Here is a 19,325-nt window from a genome sequence, read left to right as displayed (position 1 = left end):
CTGGAGCGCCAGCCCGGCCACTCCGCCACTTATACTAAGCCCAAGCAGAAATGCTTGGGCTTTTTTACATCTGTCGGATAGGTTCGCCTTGCAGGCGAATGAGTCCCGCTGGAGCGCCAGCCCGGCCGCTCCGCCACTTATACTAAGCCCGAGTCGAAAGACTCGGGCTTTTTTACATCTGTCGGATAGGTTCGCCTTGTCGGCGAATGAGTCCCGCTGGAGCGCCAGCCCGGCCACTCCGCCACTTATACTAAGCCCAAGCAGAAATGCTTGGGCTTTTTTACATCTGTCGGATAGGTTCGCCTTGCAGGCGAATGAGTCCCGCTGGAGCGCCAGCCCGGCCACTCCGCCACTTATACTAAGCCCGAGTCGAAAGACTCGGGCTTTTTTACATCTGCCGGATAGGTTCGCCTTGTAGGCGAATGAGTCCCGCTGGAGCGCCAGCCCGGCCACTCCGCCACTTATACTAAGCCCGAGTCGAAAGACTCGGGCTTTTTTACGTTTGAATATTTTTGTTCGCCCTGCGGTCGAATGAGCCCCGGTTGTATGCAACCTCAGCCCTTCGCCGCTTCTTCGAAAGCCTCGCTAGAGATAGCAGGCAAAGAAAAAGGGTAGCGAAGCTACCCTTGCCGCGAAGGCTGAAAGCCTGCGAAATGTAACAGCTATACGCGTGTTACTAGGACTCAACATGTATCCCCAGCGCTAGCCAAGGCAGTGGTATGGCTAGTGCTGAGAAAGGGGGAAACTTACAGATTCAAGAAGGCTTTTAATTGACGGACGACTTCCTCTGCTTGCTCACGGTTTTCCATTTCGGCAAATAGTCGCAACAGAGGCTCTGTGCCCGAGAAGCGGGCTAATGCCCAGCCGCCATTTTTGAAGTAGACCTTGGCACCGTCAGCATAGCTGACACGCTCAATTTCCCATTCAAAATCAGGTAGCTCTTTGTTGATGTATATCCGGTCGTAGAGAGCTTGGCGATCGGCTTGACGGAACGTACAGTCACCTTCTGCGGTATATGCGTAACCGTATTTACCATAGATTTCATCGAGCATTTCTGACAGTTTTTTGCCAGTGACACTGATCATTTCTACCAGCAAGCTGGACGCAAATACCCCATCCTTGCCTTTGATATGACCGCGTATCGTCAGTCCGCCCGAGCTTTCCCCACCGATCAGTGAATCATCGGCTTCCATCTGCGAGCTGATATGCTTGAAGCCGACCGGGACTTCAAAGCTTTTCTCTCCATGATCTGCAGCGACTTTGTCGAGTAGGTGGGTGGTGGCAATATTGCGTACCACGGAGCCTGTCCACCCCTTGTATTCAAGCAGGTAATAATAGAGCAGCAATAGGACTTCGTTAGGGTGGATGAAGTTGCCTTTTTCGTCGATGATTCCAAGTCGGTCGGCATCGCCGTCGGTACCGATACCAATGTCGTAACCCTCATGGGCAACGAGGTGCTTTAAACGGTACAGGGTGGCCGCATTGGGGGATGGCATCAAACCGCCAAACGCTGGATTTTGGCCGTCATTGATCACGTCGACATCGCAGCGCCCGGTAATTAAGACAGTTTGCAGGGCGTTTTTCGCCACACCAAACATCGGGTCGATCAAAACGCGCAGGTTGGCTTTTTTGATCGCGCCAATATCAATGAAGTCGATAATTGAGTCGACAAAGTCGTTCATTGGATTGATCAGGGTGATCAACTGGTCATTAAGCGCTTGCTCGAAGTCGACGGAGCGGACATCGGTCGCCGTCAGCTTGGCCACCTGCTGTTCAATCTTGGCGGTGATGACCTCATCGGCATCACGCCCCCCTTCGATAAAGACTTTGATACCGTTGTAGTCTGCCGGGTTATGTGAGGCCGTAATACAGGCGGAATATGTCGCCCCGGTTTTCATTGCTTGGAACATGACGATCGGGGTAGGAACGAACTTGTTGATAAAGCTGACCTTGATGCCGTTAGCTGCGAGTACCTCGGCAAACCAAGCGGCCGCTTTATCAGATAGAAAGCGTCTGTCATAGCCGATGACAAAGCCGTTGTCCGTCACTTGTTCGGCGATCATGATATTGGCTAGCCCTTGGGCTGCTAAGCGTACATTGTCTTTGGTGAACTCTTCCCCGATCAGGGCGCGCCAGCCACCGGTTCCAAATTGGATCATGATGGAACTCCTATTCTCTCGTAGATAGACGGGGCGCAAACTGCGCCCCAAACTCGTTAGCCCATGATCACAGTGACAGTGTTGATGCTGCCTGCTGGTTGAACTGGGATTGCCCCGACAATGGCTTCACCATTGAGGTTGATTGACTGAACGCCTTTACTTACGCCGTTCGGGTTTTCGACATTGATCTGGTAGGTTGCTCCGCGCCATTCCCGCGTGACATCAAAACCAGGCCAGCTGGTTGGAATACAAGGGTTAACCGTTAGGCCTGCAAAGCCCGTTTGTATACCAAGAATGAAGTTGGTCACTGCAAAGTAAGCCCAGCCTGATGTACCTGTCAGCCATGGGTGGTTGGCGCGGCCATGATCTTGGTGGTCGCGTCCCATGATGAACTGTACGTAGGAATAGGGTTCGGCAATACGCTTTTCAATGATGTCATTTTGGTTGTATGGGTTCAGGGCATCGTAGAATTTCATGGCTTGATCGCCACGGCCCAACTTTGCTTCCGCAACCCAAGCCCAAGGGTTAGGGTGGGAGAAAATAGCACCGTTTTCTTTTACCCCCTGATAAACACGGGTCACAAAGCCAATGTCATCATTCGGGGTAGCAAAAGATGGCGCATTGAGGTGCAGACCGTATTCGGAGAACAGGTTTTCGTCCACAGCATCCATGGCTTGCTCTCCGCGCTCTTGGGATGCCAAACCAGACAGTACCGCGAGGGTATTGGACTCCAGGTGGATACGCCCCTCTGTTTGTTGGGCTGTACCGATTTTGTCGCCATTTTTGGTCAGGCCACGGATGTACCAGCCGCCTTCGTCATCCCACAGGTGCTGTTCACACGCTTCTCGAACATTGGCGGCCATTTCGGTATATGTTTCGACATCCTTGTTTCTGCCAAGGTATTTAGCCAGCTCGATGAATTCTTGCAGTGCCCAGAAATGAAGGAATGAGACCATGGCGGACTCGCCGCCGCCAAGGTTCAAGCAATCGTTCCAGTCAGCGCGAAGCCCCTTACAGATACCGGTTTGACCCACGTATTGCGCCGAGAAGTCGAGGGCTGCTTTTAAATGTTCATAAACAGTTGCATCGCCACCATCGGCATAAGGGATCTCTTCATCAAAGAAGCTTTCTTCCCCAGTTTCCATCACGTATTTACAGATCGTTGGAATTAACCATAAGTGGTCATCAGAACAGGTGTCTTCAATGCCGTGGATCTTGTCATCATCTGATGGTGTTGGAACGACAGTTGGTGATTTAGACGGTTCAACATCTGCTTTTTCTGGATCGAACCAGTCAGGATCAAACAAGTGCAAGCCATAACCCGCTTTCACTTGGCCGCGCAGCAGGTCTACCAGGCGCTTGCGGGTCATTGCTGCGTTGGAATGCGGAACGGAAATAGCGTCCTGCGCGGTATCACGATAACCCAACCCGGTGCGGCCACCGACTTCGATGAATGAAGCGAAACGTGACCAGACGACGCAGGTTTCTGCTTGGTATAACGTCCAAGCATTGATCATGGTGTCTAGCCCTTCATTCGGCGACTTAACCTGGAATTTGGCACAGCGTTCATCCCAGTGAGCTTTGATCTCGGCAAAAGCTGCATCGACTTCTTCGAGGTTTTGATATTTTGCTCTTAGGCGATCACCGTTACCTTTACCGATACCTAGGATGTAGGCAAAACGTACTTCTTCACCCGGTTGGATGGTGAACTGCTTGTGTAAGGAGCCGCAGTGGTTGTAACACGTTTGTGCAGTGTTGAAACACTTACCTTGTTCAACGGCGAGTGGGTTTGCTTCATCACGGTATGCCCCTAAGAAGCTGTCACGTTGACCATCGTATGAATCTGGGTCAAAGGTAGATGCGAGGTAGTAGAAACCTTCGAAATCGTTGGTGTTGTAGTAAAGATCGTATTCGATCACGCCATCTTTGTAGGATGTCCCCGCTGAGTACAAAGACATCTGGTGGTTTTGGTTGTCAGATTGGATGTGGCTGAAAGAGAACTCCACAAATGAGAAAGCACTAATGGTGCGAGGCTTGTCAGACGTGTTTTTGATTACAACATCCCAAACCTCAGCATCTTCACCTTTTGGTACAAAAAGGGTTTTGGTCGCGGTGATGCCGCTGTATTCACATTTGAATTTCGAATATGACAGACCATGGCGAACTTCGTAGCTCGCTTTGTCTAGGCTTTTTGCCACTGGTTGCCATGAGATTGACCAGTAGTCACCGGTTTCATCATCGCGCAGGTAGACGTAGTGGCCTGGGCGATCGAAGGTGGCATTCGGGCGGAATTTGGTCACCCGGTTGTACTCTGGCGAGTTATAGAAAGAGTAGCCGCCTGCATTATGTGAGATAACGGTGCAGAATTTTTCGGTTCCCAAGTAATTGGTCCAAGGTGCAGGCACATCGGGGCGAGTGATCACATATTCTCTATTGTCGTTATCAAAAAAGCCGTATTTCATGATGGTTTAATCCTTTTTATTGTAATCGTTGTCCTGCGCCTTACTCGCAGCGACGATAATTGATGCCTACGTGGTCCAAATGAGTTAACTGGCCGGAGAGACGGGCGGTGAAATCTGTCCAGCAACGATTTTCGGGAGGGGTCCAGGCAACCTCTGCGATAGCGAGCAAGCGTGGGTAGAGCATGTATTCGAGTCGGCTCTGGCTATTAACGAGTTCACACCAGAGGGCGCACTGGATCCCCATGACATGCTGATGAGCAGGGTCGTCGGCAGGCAGTTCGGCCAGAGGCTGGTACTGGTAGACTTGTTCCAGAGGAAGGCGTCCAGCCCAGTCGACGCCAGCTTCATCGGCTGAGTCACCCTGTGCTAAATCGAGATAGGTTGCCTGAGCCGGTTGCATAACTACGTCATAGCCAGCTTGAGCACATGTCTGTCCTGCTTCTTCGCTCAGCCAGGAAAATATGATGGTGTCTTTACTGACTTTGTCACCCCGGGTCGCTTCTTCCCAGCCCATCATTCGTTTACCTTTGTTGCTAAGGTGCCTTTGGGCAAAGCGCAATAAATGGCCCTGAAGCTCCTTGGGATCCTCATAGCCATGTTTGCCCATTAGAGCATGGCAGGCGGGGCTGTCGGTCCATGCTCCAGCAGGGACTTCATCGGCACCGATATGGAGGTAAGGAGCAGGAAAAAGATCACAGATTTCATCCAGGACTTGGGCAAGGAAGGTGTAGGTGCCTTCCAAGGCGGGCGACAGGACATTGTCGCTGTAGCCTTGAATACTGCGGTAAACCGATTTGTCATCGGGATCGGCCAGCAGGGCCGGCAATGATTTGATGGCCGCCCGGCTGTGTCCCGGTATATCTATTTCTGGGATCACCATGATGCCGCGGTCGGCAGCATAGCGGATAATTTCTCGGGCATCTTGTTTGCTGTAGTAGCCCCCATAGCGCTGCCCAATGGCGGTAAATTGCGGTTGGATAGGTTCGTTAGGGCCCCGCCAGGCGCCAGTCTGAGTCAGTTCTGGATAGGCGTCTATTTCTATTCGCCAGCCCTCATCATCCGTAAGATGCCAATGAAAGACGTTAAATTTGAAGCGTGCCAGTTGATCAAGTAAACACTTGATTCGCTCAACTGGGTGGAAGTGGCGGGCGCAGTCAAGCAACATGCCACGGTGGGAAAAATGCGGGGCATCACAGATCTCCACCATTGGGATGCGGTAGGTCGTGTCTGCCTGATGGCTAGGGTACGGTGGCAGCAATTGCAGCAAGGAAGCGGTGGCATGGCTGAAGCCTGTCTCGGTGCTGGCTATTAGCCAAATATCGTCTTGCTCAACGAGCAACTGATAGGCACCGTCTGCGAGGTGTCCACGATATTGGTAATGGATGCTTCCTGTGTCGCATACCTCCACTTTTTCGTGGAGCAGGGCTTCAAGCTCGGCAGCCAGCCAGCGGCTGCTTCCTTGCGCACAAGGCGTATCAACGTCAATCGCGGTGTTCGGGGTCAGGGTAAAGTTCCCCCCTAGCGCCTTAATGTGCTGCGGGGCCGGGATAATATTAATCTCCGCTGCGGCCTCAAGCGGCGTGGTATGGCGCTTGAGGGGCGGGTGTTGCAAGCCAAAGGCGGTGATCTCCACAGGCAGTGGCGTGATCAACGGTGCCTTATTTCCGCTGCTGATGAAGGCATCGATGATCCCGTCATCCAATAGACTGAATGGTTTGGTACCAACGGATAATTCGGTATAGAAGTGATCATTGGGCTTTAGGGCCTCTTTGCGATCGGAGGCTAAAATCTTGTAGCTACCGACTTGTTCCAGCTCGCCATGAGTCAAGCTGGAGGAATCAATCCAGCGGCCAAACGTAAAGTGCAGTGACCACTGCGTCAGCGGCTTATCCGATAAATTGTGCAGTGTCAGGGCTAGGCGCGACTGATCTTGCTGTTGTTCGATAACGACCAAGTCGAGACGAAAACTCATAGCAACCTCACAAAGGGTAAAGGTTGTGGTTAGCGCGGGCCATTGCCAGCGCACCATCCATGGCATCACCCTGAGGGGCGGTGATACGTTGCTGTAAAGGCGGGATCAACCAAGGCGTGATCCGTTCGGCAATACTGCCCATCAGGCAAATTTGTTCGGCACCACGGTTGATGAGCGCCTTCATCCACATTTCAATATCGGCTGCTGTTTGATTGAGCAGCTCGATACCGAGTGCATCTCCCTGATAAGCGTGGGAAAAAATGGCGGGTGAAAACTGGCCGTAATCACAAGGGCGGGCTGTTTTTGACCAGCTGACGATTGAATCGATATCTTGATTGAAATGGTTAATCACATGCTCAGCCAGTGGTGTGATTGGACGGAGTCCATCATGTGCTAGCAGGGCCTGCTGGATCAGGCGCAATCCCATCACGGCCCCCCCACCTTGATCAGAGATGGGAAACTCGCGTCCGCCGACCACATGTTGCTCATTGTCTTTGAGCAGGATCCCACATGATCCTGTGCCGGCAATGAGAATGGCACCGTCTTCCCCCCCCCAGGCACCAAGGCAGGCCCCGTAGGCATCGGTATTGAGGGTAACAGCCGCAAACGGATGTGGCTGGGCCATAAATTCATACCAAGCTGACTGCTGTTCGGCACCAGCCAGTGCCAGACCGACAGACATGGATGCGTAGCTATCTTTACCCAGTCCGGCCGTAGCCGCAGCGGTGGCGATGGCATCGATGATCGATGCCATGGCGAGATTGGCACCGAGCATGATATTGGCGCTGCCTGTTTTGGCCTCGCCCAATACACGATCGTTGCTGTCAGTGATCCTGGCGCGGCAAGACGTGCCGCCTCCGTCGACCCCGACGAAATAGCGAATGGGATCAGTCATTGTGTCGCTCCTTATACTGCAGCGTTACGGCCAACAAATACCAAGCTGCATGGGGGATCCATTGCTCTCCCCAGCGCCAGTTTTGCAATAAATCTTGATGTTGAGGGGACGGGTTGAAGGCGATGTCGTGCTCATTGTCGAACCCTGAAGTGATACCGTTGCAGATCCCGCCACGGGCATTGAAGAAGCCTAGCTCCGGCAGGTAGTCCGGATTGTTGCGACCATGGCCATCCAGCATTGAAATATCAAAAGGATTCAAGCCCAGCAGCCAATCTAGCATCCGCTGGCCATAGGCTTTTAATTGCGGACGTAACCGCTGGCAGGCCGGGGAGTTCGCTGCAAGGAAAGCCATGCTGGCAAGGGAAGCCAAGCGAGCATTTTCACCCTGCCACCAGTAGCCCGTTTCATTGTGGTGAGGGATGAAAAATGCCGCGGCTTTTTTGCCGTTCAACGGCTTGGTGTACTGTCTCGGATAGCCGAAGGGATTGGCGACTTCATGGGTAATATCTAGCTCGAAGGCGACGGCATTGGCGACGACATTGCTCAATGCTTGTTGGCGTTCTGCTTCCGGTTCAACCGCCAAGTAGTGGAGCAGGCTGATGACCGGCAACCCGGCTTCAGCTGCGTGAAAGTAGGGACGAGAGCCATCACTGTTGGCGGACCAATAATGATTCTGTTGCGAATCGCTGTGTTGACGCTGGGCCAGCTTGCCGGCCCACTGACGTGCTTGTGCGAGGTAGTTGCTATTGTCGGTGGCACGGAATAACTCCACCGCCGCTAGCAGTGCGCAATATTCATCGATGATATTTTCGCAGCCGTCATCGAGATACTGTGGGTTGCATTCGACCAAGTGCCAATAGCCTTGCTCGGCTGCCGTGAGATAGCGGTCGCAGTTTATCGCAGGATAACCGATTTGTGATGCGGTAGGACCTTGTAGGAGCCGGCTTGCAGCCGCGAGAGCTGCAATGGCAATACCAGCTCCTTGGCGGAAACCGGCCTGGAAGTCATCCGTTTTGTCACCGCTCTGGTGGGCGTAACTGCAAATCTCACGTTGGTCGGTTTGCTTGCTCCATTTATCGAATACCGTGGTATAGAAGAAGCCTCGCTCAGACTGCATGTTGACGAGGAAATCAGCGCCATGCAGGGCTTCTTCCAGCAGGCGAACTCGGCTGAAAGTCGCGAAGGCTTGTTCGTCGGCCAGTATGTCGAAGGCGGTCAGCATATTCCAGACTACCATCGGGGTTTGCTGGGGGTTGAAATAGTTGCTAAAAGAGAGGTGGCTGAGGTATTTGCTGACATCGCCAGAGGCGTCATACCAGCCACCGCGAACATCAACTCGGGTGTCAGAGCCCAGCAGCGGGATCGCTTGGTCAGCAAGATCAAATTTACCGCCACAGCGTTGGGATTTAAAATAATGCAGGACATCGCTGAAGGTGCGAGTCATCAATAGCCCCTCGGCGATAGCAAATGGCTCGGACAAGGTTTCACCGACACGTAACTGGTAATTCCCGCACTCGGTGAGTGCGGAAAAGTCGATTGTGTAAGTGAGCCCTGTATGCCATTGATCGACCGGACCACAGGCCTCAAGAGGCAGCTGCATAATAGGCTGGTGATTACGGCTACATAACAGATCGGCATACATGGCATCAATCGCCGATGCCGATTGGATAACCGCTTGTTTGTGGCCGAATTGCTCGTAGCCTAAATGGTTAATTAACAGCTGCATGTTTCCTCCATCAATTCTCGTACAGGTAACAACGCACGAAATGGTTATCGGAGAGTTGGGTGATCCTCGGAAGCTGTTCGCGGCACTTGTCTGTTGCATGCGTGCAGCGGCCGGCAAATGGGCAACCAAGACTCTCTGGTGTCCATAGCGGAATCTCCCCTTTGTTGCCTTTGAGCTTTTCATGGATCGATTTCTTCGGATCCGGTACCGCCGACACCAACAGTTGGGTATAGGGATGCTGCGGAGCGTGGATGATTTCTTCTGTATCTCCCCACTCGACCATATGGCCGACATACATGACGGCCAGATCTTCGGCGATATAACGGGCTGTTGCGATATCGTGGGTGATATACAGCAGTGCCATTTCACGCTCGAACTTCATTTCTTCCATCAAGTTGAGGACACCGGCGCGGATTGAGACATCCAACATTGAGGTCGGTTCGTCAGCCAAAACAACTTCGGCCCCGACAGCGATATTCCTTGCTAAGTTAACGCGCTGGCGTTGGCCGCCGGATAGCTGGTGGGGATACTTCGCTGCCGTTTCCTTTGGTGGGATCAGACCGACCTGTTCGAGCAGATCGTAAACCCTTTCCTCCAGCTCCTTCTTGTTGCCTTTGCTGACCTTGTTGTGGATCAGCAGGGGGCGAGCAACGTGGTGGAAAATGGTATGTGTTGGGTTCAATGAGCCGAACGGATCCTGCCATACCATCTGGATCCCCTGACGGTACTGCATAAGATCGGCTTTTTTCTCTATGGTGGCAATATCGCGCCCGTAGTACTCGATTTTCCCGCCAGTCGGGGCGTACATCTTGGCAATCATCTTGGCCGTGGTTGACTTGCCCGAGCCGGATTCTCCGACGACGGCCAAACCGCGGCTTTTGTACATCTTGAATGATACGTCGTTGATGGCACGCATCATGGATTTTTTCAGCGAGTTGCTGTTGACCGAGAAGTCCTTGATCAGGTTCTTCCCTTCAATAATTGGTTGTCCGGTTGGCTTGCTCATAATGCTTCCTATTCCTTAATCTCTAACTGCTCTTGTTAAATAGGTGGCAGTTACTAAAACGGCTGGGTTCCAGCTGACGGAGCTGAGTCGCTTGACTGAAACAGGCATCATGAGCCTTGCTGCAGCGGGCCTGGAAGCGACACCCAGTAGGAACTTCCAACAAGTTGAGCGGGTTGCCCGGGATCCCCTTCAGGCGGGGCTTTGGTCCGGTCAGTGGTGGGAAAGAGCTACCCAACCCTTCGGTATAGGGATGGAAAGGGTCTTCAAGGATTTGCTTGGACGGCGCGACCTCAACCAACTCACCGGAATACATGATGCCGATGCGGTCGGAGAACTCGACCATCAACGACAGATCATGGGTAATGAACAGGATGGAAAAGCCAAACTCGTCCTTCAGGGCATAGATCTTCTGCAGGATCTCGCGCTGTACTACCACATCGAGGGCCGTGGTCGGCTCATCCATAATGATCATCTTCGGGTTCAGGGCCAAAGCGATGGCGATGACCAGGCGTTGGCGCATACCACCGGAGAACTGGTGCGGGAAATCACGCAGACGGCTTGGGTGAATATCCACGATTTCCAATAGACCTTCTGCTCGGCGAACTGCCTGCTGGCGGGTCATAGCGGTATGGCGCATGATCACATCGCAGAATTGATCTTCAAGCGTTAGAACCGGGTTCAGGGCGTTCATCGCACTCTGAAATACCATTGAGATCTCACTCCAGCGGAATGCGGACATCTGTGCTTCGTTGAATTTTAGAATGTCGCCATGACCGTCGAAGATAACCTCGCCACCGGTAATGAATGCAGGCGGCTTATGCAGGCGCATCAAGGAGAAGGCAACGGTGGATTTACCACAGCCAGATTCGCCAGCCAGGCCAAAGATCTCGCCTTTGCCGATATCAAAGCTAACGTCGTTTACTGCACGTACATCACCAGCATCGGTAATGTAGTCAACACACAGGTTGCGGATAGAAATTTGTGGGTTGCTCATTATTTCTCTCCCCCTTCAAGGGCTGGCTGAGGTGCGATAATTGCCTCAGCTTTCTGGTTTTCTTTTGCCATGTTTTTCCAACGGCGCATGCCTTTGTGCGAGCGCAGCTGCGGGTTGGCGATTTCATCAACGGCGAAGTTAAGCATTGCCAGGCCGATAGCAATGAATGTCAGGGCTAGACACGGTGCCAATAGTTCCCACCAAGCGCCGACCAGCATCGATGACGAGGTTTGTACGTTGTAGAGCATGATGCCCCAGCTGATGGAGTTCGGGTTGCCCAGGCCAAGGAAGGACAGCGTGGCCTCCATCATAATGGCGAGCATGACGGAACCGATGAAGCTTGCACCGACAATGGAAATCAGGTTCGGCAGAATTTCGACAAAGATGATGCGGGCTGACGATTCCCCTAGCACTTCAGCAGCCTTGACGAACTCTTTTTCACGCAAGGAGAGCGTCTGCGCCCTGACCACACGGGCACCCCATGCCCATGAGGTCATCCCGATCACGATGGCGATAGTCAGAGGCCCAGCCTGACCAATGAAGGCGGCGATTACGAACAGCAGCGGTAGCTGGGGGATCACCAACATGATATTCATGGCTGCCGATAGGATGTCGTCGACACGGCCGCCGAAGTAACCAGCAGAGACCCCAATGACCGTTGCCAAAAAGCACACCATGATACCGGCACCGAAACCAACGGCGAGTGAGGTACGGGCACCGTAAACTACCTGCGACCAAACATCACGGCCCATTCGGGTTGTGCCGAGGACGTGGTCCGCATCCTTTGACATGCGCAGGGTACGTTTGCTGTCAGCCAGGTTTGTGGCAACCCAGCCGTCAGGATTATTTTGGGCGGCCTTCACGACGAAAGCAGGGTATTCGTGCGGGTTACCGGTTCGTTTGTCCGGCGCATATTCAGTGATGACTGGGGCAAATATCGCACCAAAAAGAAAGGCGGCGATAACGGTCAGGCCAAACAGGGCCTTGGTATTGCTAGAAAGTAGCTTGATAAGTCCTTTCATGATTATTTGCCTCCCTTACGCAGACGCGGATCCAGAGCAACAATAAGAATGTCGGCCATGAAGTTGAAGAACAGCATGAACATGGTCATGATCAGTAGCTGGCCTTGCAGTACTTGGTAGTCACGTTGATTAATGGCGTTGAGCAATACGGTGCCAAGGCCTGGGTAGTTGAAGATCATTTCGATGATCAGCTGGCCACCAATGGCCATACCGATAGCCATCGACAGGGCGGTAACACTTGGCAGCATGGCGTTACGGGCGGCGTACTTGAAGACTATGCGGTTTTCACTCAGCCCCTTACCTTTTGCCATCGTGATATAGTCTTCATTTAGCAGGTTGATCATGTTGTTACGCATATTGATCAGGAAGCCGCCAATCTGGATGATAGTGGCACAGAACAGTGGCAGTACGGCGTGATAGCCCACATCCAGATAGAAATCCAAGCTAGTCCAGTCAGGTATCGTTCCAGGGGTATAGGCGTAAGTCGACGGGAACCATTTGGCCCCGATTGCAAAGGTGTAGAGCACCAACATGGCAACGACCACAGGTGGCACAGCCTGTACAACCAACATACCTGGTGAAATAAAGGCGTCGTATTTACTGCCACGTTTCCAGGCTGCAAAAATCCCCAGTGTCGAACCCATGCAGAAAGCCAAGATCACAGCGGTACCGGCTAGGAACAGCGACCAGCCAACGGCATTGCCCAGCACTTCGTTAACGGTTTGCGGGTAGGTCTGGATTGATATCCCCAGGTCCCATGAAAAGATCCCTTTGAGATAGATAAAGTATTGCTGGTACATAGGGCCGTCGACAAAGCCCAGTAGTTCTTTCATTGCAGCAATACGTTCAGGGGTCACTTGTACTGCCGCATTGGCAAACATCATGGTGACCGGATCACCGGGCATCGCCCGAGGAATAATAAAGTTAATCGTTATTGCGAACAGGAGCGCAATAAAATAAAAGCTAAGTCTTCGTACAAAAAATCCCATAACTCACACCTTAAAATATCCAGCTTTTTTAACCAGATTTCAGACACACTCTTCCCTGACCACTGGCCATCGTTATTTCTAAGGGGGAAGGTTGAAGGGGCGGTGCGCAAGGTGCGCACCGCAAATTGCGAAAATTACGATTTAGGTTTTAGATCAAGTACTTGAAGTAGACGCTCTTGGGTGTTGGTGATTGGCATAGGACGTCCTTTCGGGTTGTTCTCGTTCCACCAGCCAGTAAAGCGTGCTGTGTTGTACTGAGAGGTGTAAGCACCTGACATTACAGGGATGGTTACCTGGTTCTCGGCAATGATCTTTTGGATTGCGTGAGCCATCTTAACCTGCTCGTCACGGTCTGCTGTCTTGTAGAAACCTGCTAGCAAGTTATCCAGCTTCTCGTTATTCCAGTAGTGCAGGGCGAAACGAGGCATGCCTTCGTTAGCCTGGAAGCGAGAGTGGTAAGCACTGTCCCAGTATGTGTAAGGATCCGCACCGTGGAAGTAGTTGGTGTACGCCACATCATACGTTGCATCTAGCATTGCCTGGTTGTAGACCGAGAAATCAGGTGTGCTGGCCTTGGCCTTGATACCCACTTCCTGAAGCATTTCAACACTTAGCTGAACCGTATTGTTGAAATCTGTCCAGCCATTTGGTGACTGAATAGATAGCTCGATGTTCTTGCCTGTCGGAGATTCGACAAAGCCGTCGCCATTGGTGTCTTTAAAGCCGGCTTTTTTCAGTAGCGCTTTAGCGTTGGCAACATTGTAGGTCATGTATGGCTTGTACTTTTCGTACACTGCGTTATCAGACCATGAAGCAAATGCCTGGCCTAGACCTGACGCGTAATCGTTCACTACACCGCCGCCGTAGAAGGCGATATCGATGATCGTTTCACGGTCGATAGCCATTGAGAAGGCACGGCGGAAGTCAATGTTGTTGATTGCTTCGTGGTTGCCTTTGTTTGGCGAGTTGTAGTTCATTACGAATGCTTGCGAACCGCCGGCAGGGTACCAGTACTTGTTGTTTGGACTTGCTGCTGCGTAGGTGCTGTCGACATCAGGAATGAACGCGTAGGTCCAGTCAAACTGGCCGCTTAGAACTTGACCAAGGAATTGGTCGTTACCGCCAACCTGTGGTAGGCGCAGGCAGTCTACGTCTAGGTTCGCGTTATCCCAGTAGTTCGGATTGCGACACTGAGTGTACAGCTGAGGTGTGAAGGTCTCGATTTCGGTGAATGGACCGGTACCAACAGGGTTTTCGTTGGTGAAGCGCGTTGGATCTTTAACTTTGCTCCAGATATGCTCAGGCACAACGGCGACTTTAGCAATCAAGTAAGGAACGTTTGAGTTTGCTTCAGTTAGGCTGAAGGTCACTTTGTCGCCTTTCGCCTTGACGCCTTTCAGACGGGCATTGATACCCGTACGGTCAAGCTCTGGGTGTTTTTCCAGTAGTTCAAAGGTAAATGCGACATCTTTGGCAGAGAATGTTTTGCCGTCAGACCATTTTACACCATCACGGATTTCGAATGTCACTTCCATTAGGTCGTCTGACATGTAGTAGTCTTTCGCCAAACGCATGACCGGCTCGTTACCCTTAAGCTCGTTGAACACAACCAATGGCTCAAACAAGAAGTCGTAGGTAGTGTCCAGTTGAGTCTGTAGGTAAGGGTTAAAGTTACGTACAAAAGTTGGATAGAACTTAGGCACCATGGTTAGCTCAGCGCGATCTGCAGCTGACGCCACAGGGGCGATTAACATTGTTGAAGCGGCTGCTACAACGGCTAGCGCTAACTGGGTTTTCTTTATATTGGCAAGCATAGCTGTTCCTTACTCTTTGCTTTTAGTTTCACTTATGGAAAAACCCCCGTATCTACGGGGAGGAAGAACCCGCTTTGTTCAAGTTGAGTAACGCACCCGAACAAATGGCCTTGCAGGCTCTGTGTGTCTTAAGGAAACTCCGGATTGGCAAAACGGTCAATCCGGCTGCCCGTCAAAAACGTTAAATTCGTTTATGCCTCCGTAAAAAACGTTAATAACGGACTGTGATCTAGCGCTTGCCCCAACATGAGGTGTGCTTAAGATCGCAATTTACATTTCGACGTTTCATACTGATAAATTCATCCTTTTGTTTTTATCCATTTTAAATCAAAGCCTTGCGTTTGTATGTGGTGTTGGCTTATGTAACGAAGTCAATCTTCCCCCTTAATTCCTTGCGGAAAATTTAGGAATTGAGTTTGTTGTGATTACCTTCTCATAAACCGAAACTTCTCGTTAAAAGCAGGGGGATAACCCTAGTTAAATGCAGTTATTGGAGAGTTTTTGGCCAGTGTCTCACCGCTGAACATCGTTGTTTTTGCGTTTTTAGAGGGATAATTTGAGGCAAAAAAAAGCCTGCACGAGGCAGGCTTTATCTGTGCAGGTATCGCTATTGGTTGATGATGTGCTGCAGCTGCTCTTTCATTGTCAGCAGTTCTTTATAGGCCGCGGTATTGCGAGGGCTGCGCTCCAGGACAAAGTCAATGGTGCTGAGCACGGTTCGCCAGCGCGGCGTTTTCGGTAGTGTTTCCAAATGCAAGTATTTATCCAGTGTACGGGTTTGCAGGGTGCTGCGGTCAAGATATACCCGCCACAGGCCACTTTCTTCAGCCAATTCAAATTTGGTTTTCTGAGTCGACTCTTCCCACTGTGCCAAGGTTGCCTTCATGATCTCGACCAGTAATTCACGCAAGGCGTCATTCTTGCTCTTGCCATTATTATTGCCTTCCAGCTTATCGGCCAGTGAGCAGAACTCGTCACCGAGGTGGCGCAGTTTTTGTAAAGTGTCCTTATTACGGTTGAAAGCAAAGCCTGACAGGACGTCGACGGCATTTTCGAGCACCTCTATCCGGTGGCTGCTGGTTTGGCCATGGTTATCAAAGATAAACATCCGTTGCAGACCCGACTCTTCTGGTAGGTTGATAACATCGGTATTAAGTGATTTGAGGCTGTCGCCAACCTTGAACATCAAGCTGCCATGGAAGTGGTGGCTTTGGCTGATATCCTGTGGGAGGTGGGTGGCCAGAATATCTTCGATATGGTGGCGTTCAACTTGCTCCGGAGAGCGGTTGAAGAGCTTGCCTGCGGCGGTGTTAGCATAGCGAATACGGCCCCCGCTTTGGACGCAAAGAATGGCTTCGTTGGAGGACTCAAGCAAGCCAAGCAAGCGGTTTTGGGTTTCCAATAGGCTATTTTCCACTTGCTCTCTACGCGCAATCTCTTCAGCAAGACGTTGGTTCTCTTGCTGTTGACGCTCGGTTTGTCCTGCCTTGAGGTGGGCCCCGATGCGGGCGGTCAGCTCTTCTTTGTTGAACGGTTTGGTCAGGTAGTCATTGGCCCCGGATTCGAATCCGCGGATCCTGTCCTGCACTTGCCCAAGAGCTGAGAGCATAATGATCGGTAGCTCCAGCATACTGTAGTGTTGCCGCAGTTGCTCACAGACCTCGTAGCCTGACATTTCCGGCATCATGATATCCAGCAGCATCAATGCCGGTTGGTGGCTTTCAACCAGCTTTAGGGCTTGCGGGCCACTTTCTGCAGTGATCACCCGGTATCCTTCTAGGCGGAGGAAGTTATGGAGAACCTGCAGGTTCACTGGTTCATCGTCGACAATGAGGAGTAGATCGCCATCAGGGCTCTCCTCTATTTCTTCCAGTTCGCAGGCGTATGCTTCCGGTGATGGGATTTGGAAGTGGTTGCTGCGACTGGACACTTCACTGCTGGCAATATCGCTGTCGGATGCCAGGTTCAGGGTGAAGCTGAATGTGGTGCCAATCATCGGTTGGCTACTGACATACAGCCGCCCCCCCATCAGTGTGATCAGCTGGCGGCTGATCGACAGGCCCAGGCCTGAGCCTTGGCGGTAGTTGGCCGATTGGGTGTTGGCTTGGATCAACGGCTCGAAGATATGCTCCAGCTGTTCGGTTGGGATCCCCTGGCCGGTATCAACGACCTGAATCCGGATCTGGGACTCCAGTATGGTAGCTGACAGGATGATTTTTCCTTCAGAGGTATATTTAATGGCATTACCGACCAAGTTATAGAGGACTTGCTCCAATCGTTGCTCATCCCCTTGTACCAGAGGCAGATCATTGGGAATCTGATTGATGATCCGCACCGGTTTGCTGCCAAGCAGGTGGCTCGAGAGTTCAAGTACCAGCCTGGCGGCAGAGGCGATATCCACCGCTTGCTTCTGGATATCCAGATCGCCATATCGCATCTTGTGGTAGTCAAGCAGGTCATCGACCAAGTTCGTCAACCGCTGGCCGCTGTTGATCATAATTTCAAGCTGGCGGCGTTGTGAGTGCTGGACTGGGCCGTTGGCCCCTGCAAGCAGCGATTCGGCGATACCCACCATGCCATGCAGCGGGGTGCGCAGCTCGTGGGAGGTGGTGGCAAGGAATTCATCTTTGAGCTTATCGGCGGTTTGCAGCTCTTTGTTTTTCTGCTGGATGATTTGGAGATTTTGTTCCAGCTCGTTGTTTTGCTCTCGGATCAAGCTCATCTTTTCCCTGACGGATGATTGCATCCGGGCGAAGCTTACCGCCAGACGACCTATCTCGTCACAACGCTCGGTCCCTTCGATTTTTTGATCCATATCCCCGGCCGAGACTTGTTCTGCCGCCCAGGTTAACCGGAGTAAGGGAGCGGTGATGGAATTCGACAGCCAGTGCGAGGCGATGATCACCAGCACGATGGCCGTTAGCATGGCGACAAAGAAAATAACCTCTAGTTGACGGATACGGGCAAAGGCTTCTTCCTCGGGCAGTTCGACAACCAGTGCCCATGGACTATCCATGATAGTGAGTGGGGCAAAGGCACTCAGAACCGGCACACCATTGAAGTTGGCAAAGCTGCCGACCCCGCTGCCCCCTTCTAGAGCCCGGTTGATGCTGTTACTGGAGAAAGAGGCCGGATCGCCATCGGAGGTCGGTAACCGCGAGAGGTGATCTTGGCCGACCAATAGGGTTTGTACCGAATAGGAGTTATTACCGGCATCACTGAGGAAGTCTCGGATAGACTGGTTGCTCAGCTTGAAGAGTACGTAGCTGTGCAAATAGCCCTGCTGGATGATCGGGGCGGCGAACCAGGCGGAAAGTACTGACTCTCCTTGGGTCGGGCTGAAATCGGTAAAGGCTACCGGTACTTGGTCGGCTATACCTTCGGCGTGCTCGGTTTTCTGTTGAATCGATGAGAAGGTCTGGCTTAGCGCAGGATAAGCCTGTGAGGCTTGCGGCAGATTGATGCCAAAGGTTTCCGGGCTATTGGCGGCATAGACAACGTTGCCGCTGATATCGACCAGCAGGATATCACTGAAGTTGGAGCGCTTAAGGTATTCTTCGTAGGCCCAGTTGTAGCGCTTGTACATCAGTCGGTAGCGTTCATGACCGATATAGTTGCCGGTACTCTGCTCGCCGAGTGATTTGTTGGCAAGCGTTTCGGTGTAATAGCGGCTTCTGCCGTTATTGTGTAGCGCCTCGGAAATATCTCCCAGCTGGTGGTAAGCACCGACAAGGCCGTAAAATCGGCCACCACTGGCATTGGCCAGCTCGGAGCGGGCAAAGCTTTGTACCTCTGATTCCCGGGCGATAAAGAAGTTATTGAGCTGCTTCTTCTTGTTGTCGAGCAGGGAAGCGAGGTGGTTGGTACTTTGCTCTGCCAGATCTTTGGTGTGTGAGTTGAGGAAGAATAGGGCCGACAGTATTAACGGGGTAATACTTAATACTAAAAAGGCCAGCATCAAAGTGTGCTGGAGTCGCTTGAAACGGGTAGTCTGCTGCATTCCGGTGCCTGAAATTACCTGTGAAACAACGCTGTGATCAAGGTTTGTGCTTGATGTTGAAATGGATGCTGGTGCTTACCGGTAAATTGACGAAATTAACGACTTTTAGGGCGGAAGAAACACCATAACCTTCAGTTATACTGTGTTTTTTCGTAGAGGCAAGAAAGTGGGTGTGGAAGCGTGTGCCGACACACAGATTTGACGTTTATGACGTCAAATCTGGATTATTTGCTGCTGTTAACAGACAAACTTGTATGTAATAACGGGCAGCGGCCGGGTGGGACCC

The 19,325-nt window shown here is 51.9% G+C and carries 11 protein-coding genes; all 11 read right to left on the bottom strand.

Annotated features, from left to right (window positions below):
* Window positions 1–746: 746 nt before the first annotated feature.
* The 11 genes from C9I99_RS20920 to C9I99_RS20870 all read right to left on the bottom strand — a co-directional run bounded on the left by C9I99_RS20920 (window position 747) and on the right by C9I99_RS20870 (window position 19,039).
* Window positions 747–2,159, bottom strand: a complete 1,413-nt coding sequence (locus tag C9I99_RS20920; protein ID WP_107350773.1) for a phosphoglucomutase/phosphomannomutase family protein — start codon at window positions 2,157–2,159, stop codon at window positions 747–749.
* A 56-nt stretch (window positions 2,160–2,215) separates the two neighbouring features.
* Window positions 2,216–4,621 carry a glycoside hydrolase family 94 protein gene (locus tag C9I99_RS20915; RefSeq protein WP_107350772.1) on the bottom strand — a complete coding sequence of 802 codons (2,406 nt, stop codon included), beginning with the start codon at window positions 4,619–4,621 and terminating at the stop codon, window positions 2,216–2,218.
* A gap of 40 nt (window positions 4,622–4,661) precedes the next feature.
* Entirely contained in the window at window positions 4,662–6,593 is a 1,932-nt protein-coding gene (locus C9I99_RS20910; RefSeq protein WP_107350771.1) for a beta-N-acetylhexosaminidase, read from the bottom strand.
* A 7-nt stretch (window positions 6,594–6,600) separates the two neighbouring features.
* Entirely contained in the window at window positions 6,601–7,476 is an 876-nt protein-coding gene (locus tag C9I99_RS20905; RefSeq protein WP_420849259.1) for a glucosamine kinase nucleotide-binding domain-containing protein, read from the bottom strand.
* A 4-nt stretch (window positions 7,477–7,480) separates the two neighbouring features.
* Window positions 7,481–9,214 carry a glycoside hydrolase family 9 protein gene (locus C9I99_RS20900; protein ID WP_107350769.1) on the bottom strand — a complete coding sequence of 578 codons (1,734 nt, stop codon included), beginning with the start codon at window positions 9,212–9,214 and terminating at the stop codon, window positions 7,481–7,483.
* A 10-nt stretch (window positions 9,215–9,224) separates the two neighbouring features.
* The gene (locus C9I99_RS20895; RefSeq protein ID WP_107350768.1) at window positions 9,225–10,220 is read right to left on the bottom strand and encodes an ABC transporter ATP-binding protein; all 996 of its coding nucleotides are present in this window, start codon (window positions 10,218–10,220) and stop codon (window positions 9,225–9,227) included.
* A gap of 22 nt (window positions 10,221–10,242) precedes the next feature.
* Window positions 10,243–11,214, bottom strand: coding sequence for an ABC transporter ATP-binding protein (locus tag C9I99_RS20890; RefSeq protein ID WP_107350767.1), 972 nt, complete (start codon window positions 11,212–11,214; stop codon window positions 10,243–10,245).
* Window positions 11,214–12,236 (bottom strand): ABC transporter permease, encoded by a 1,023-nt coding sequence (locus C9I99_RS20885; protein ID WP_107350766.1) that lies wholly within the window; start codon window positions 12,234–12,236, stop codon window positions 11,214–11,216. The genes C9I99_RS20890 and C9I99_RS20885 overlap by 1 nt, the downstream gene beginning before the upstream one ends.
* Before the next feature lie 2 nt (window positions 12,237–12,238).
* The gene (locus C9I99_RS20880) at window positions 12,239–13,225 is read right to left on the bottom strand and encodes an ABC transporter permease (protein ID WP_107350765.1); all 987 of its coding nucleotides are present in this window, start codon (window positions 13,223–13,225) and stop codon (window positions 12,239–12,241) included.
* Window positions 13,226–13,359: 134 nt separating this feature from the next.
* Window positions 13,360–15,039, bottom strand: coding sequence for an ABC transporter substrate-binding protein (locus tag C9I99_RS20875; RefSeq protein WP_107350764.1), 1,680 nt, complete (start codon window positions 15,037–15,039; stop codon window positions 13,360–13,362).
* A 607-nt stretch (window positions 15,040–15,646) separates the two neighbouring features.
* A complete protein-coding gene (locus C9I99_RS20870; RefSeq protein ID WP_166645481.1) occupies window positions 15,647–19,039 on the bottom strand; it encodes a hybrid sensor histidine kinase/response regulator in 3,393 nt (1,130 codons plus the stop codon).
* Between the last annotated feature and the right edge of the window lie 286 nt (window positions 19,040–19,325).

Origin of the sequence: Photobacterium lutimaris, from assembly GCF_003025555.1 — a bacterium.
GTDB lineage: Bacteria > Pseudomonadota > Gammaproteobacteria > Enterobacterales > Vibrionaceae > Photobacterium > Photobacterium lutimaris.
This window is presented reverse-complemented; position numbering and strand designations above follow the sequence as displayed.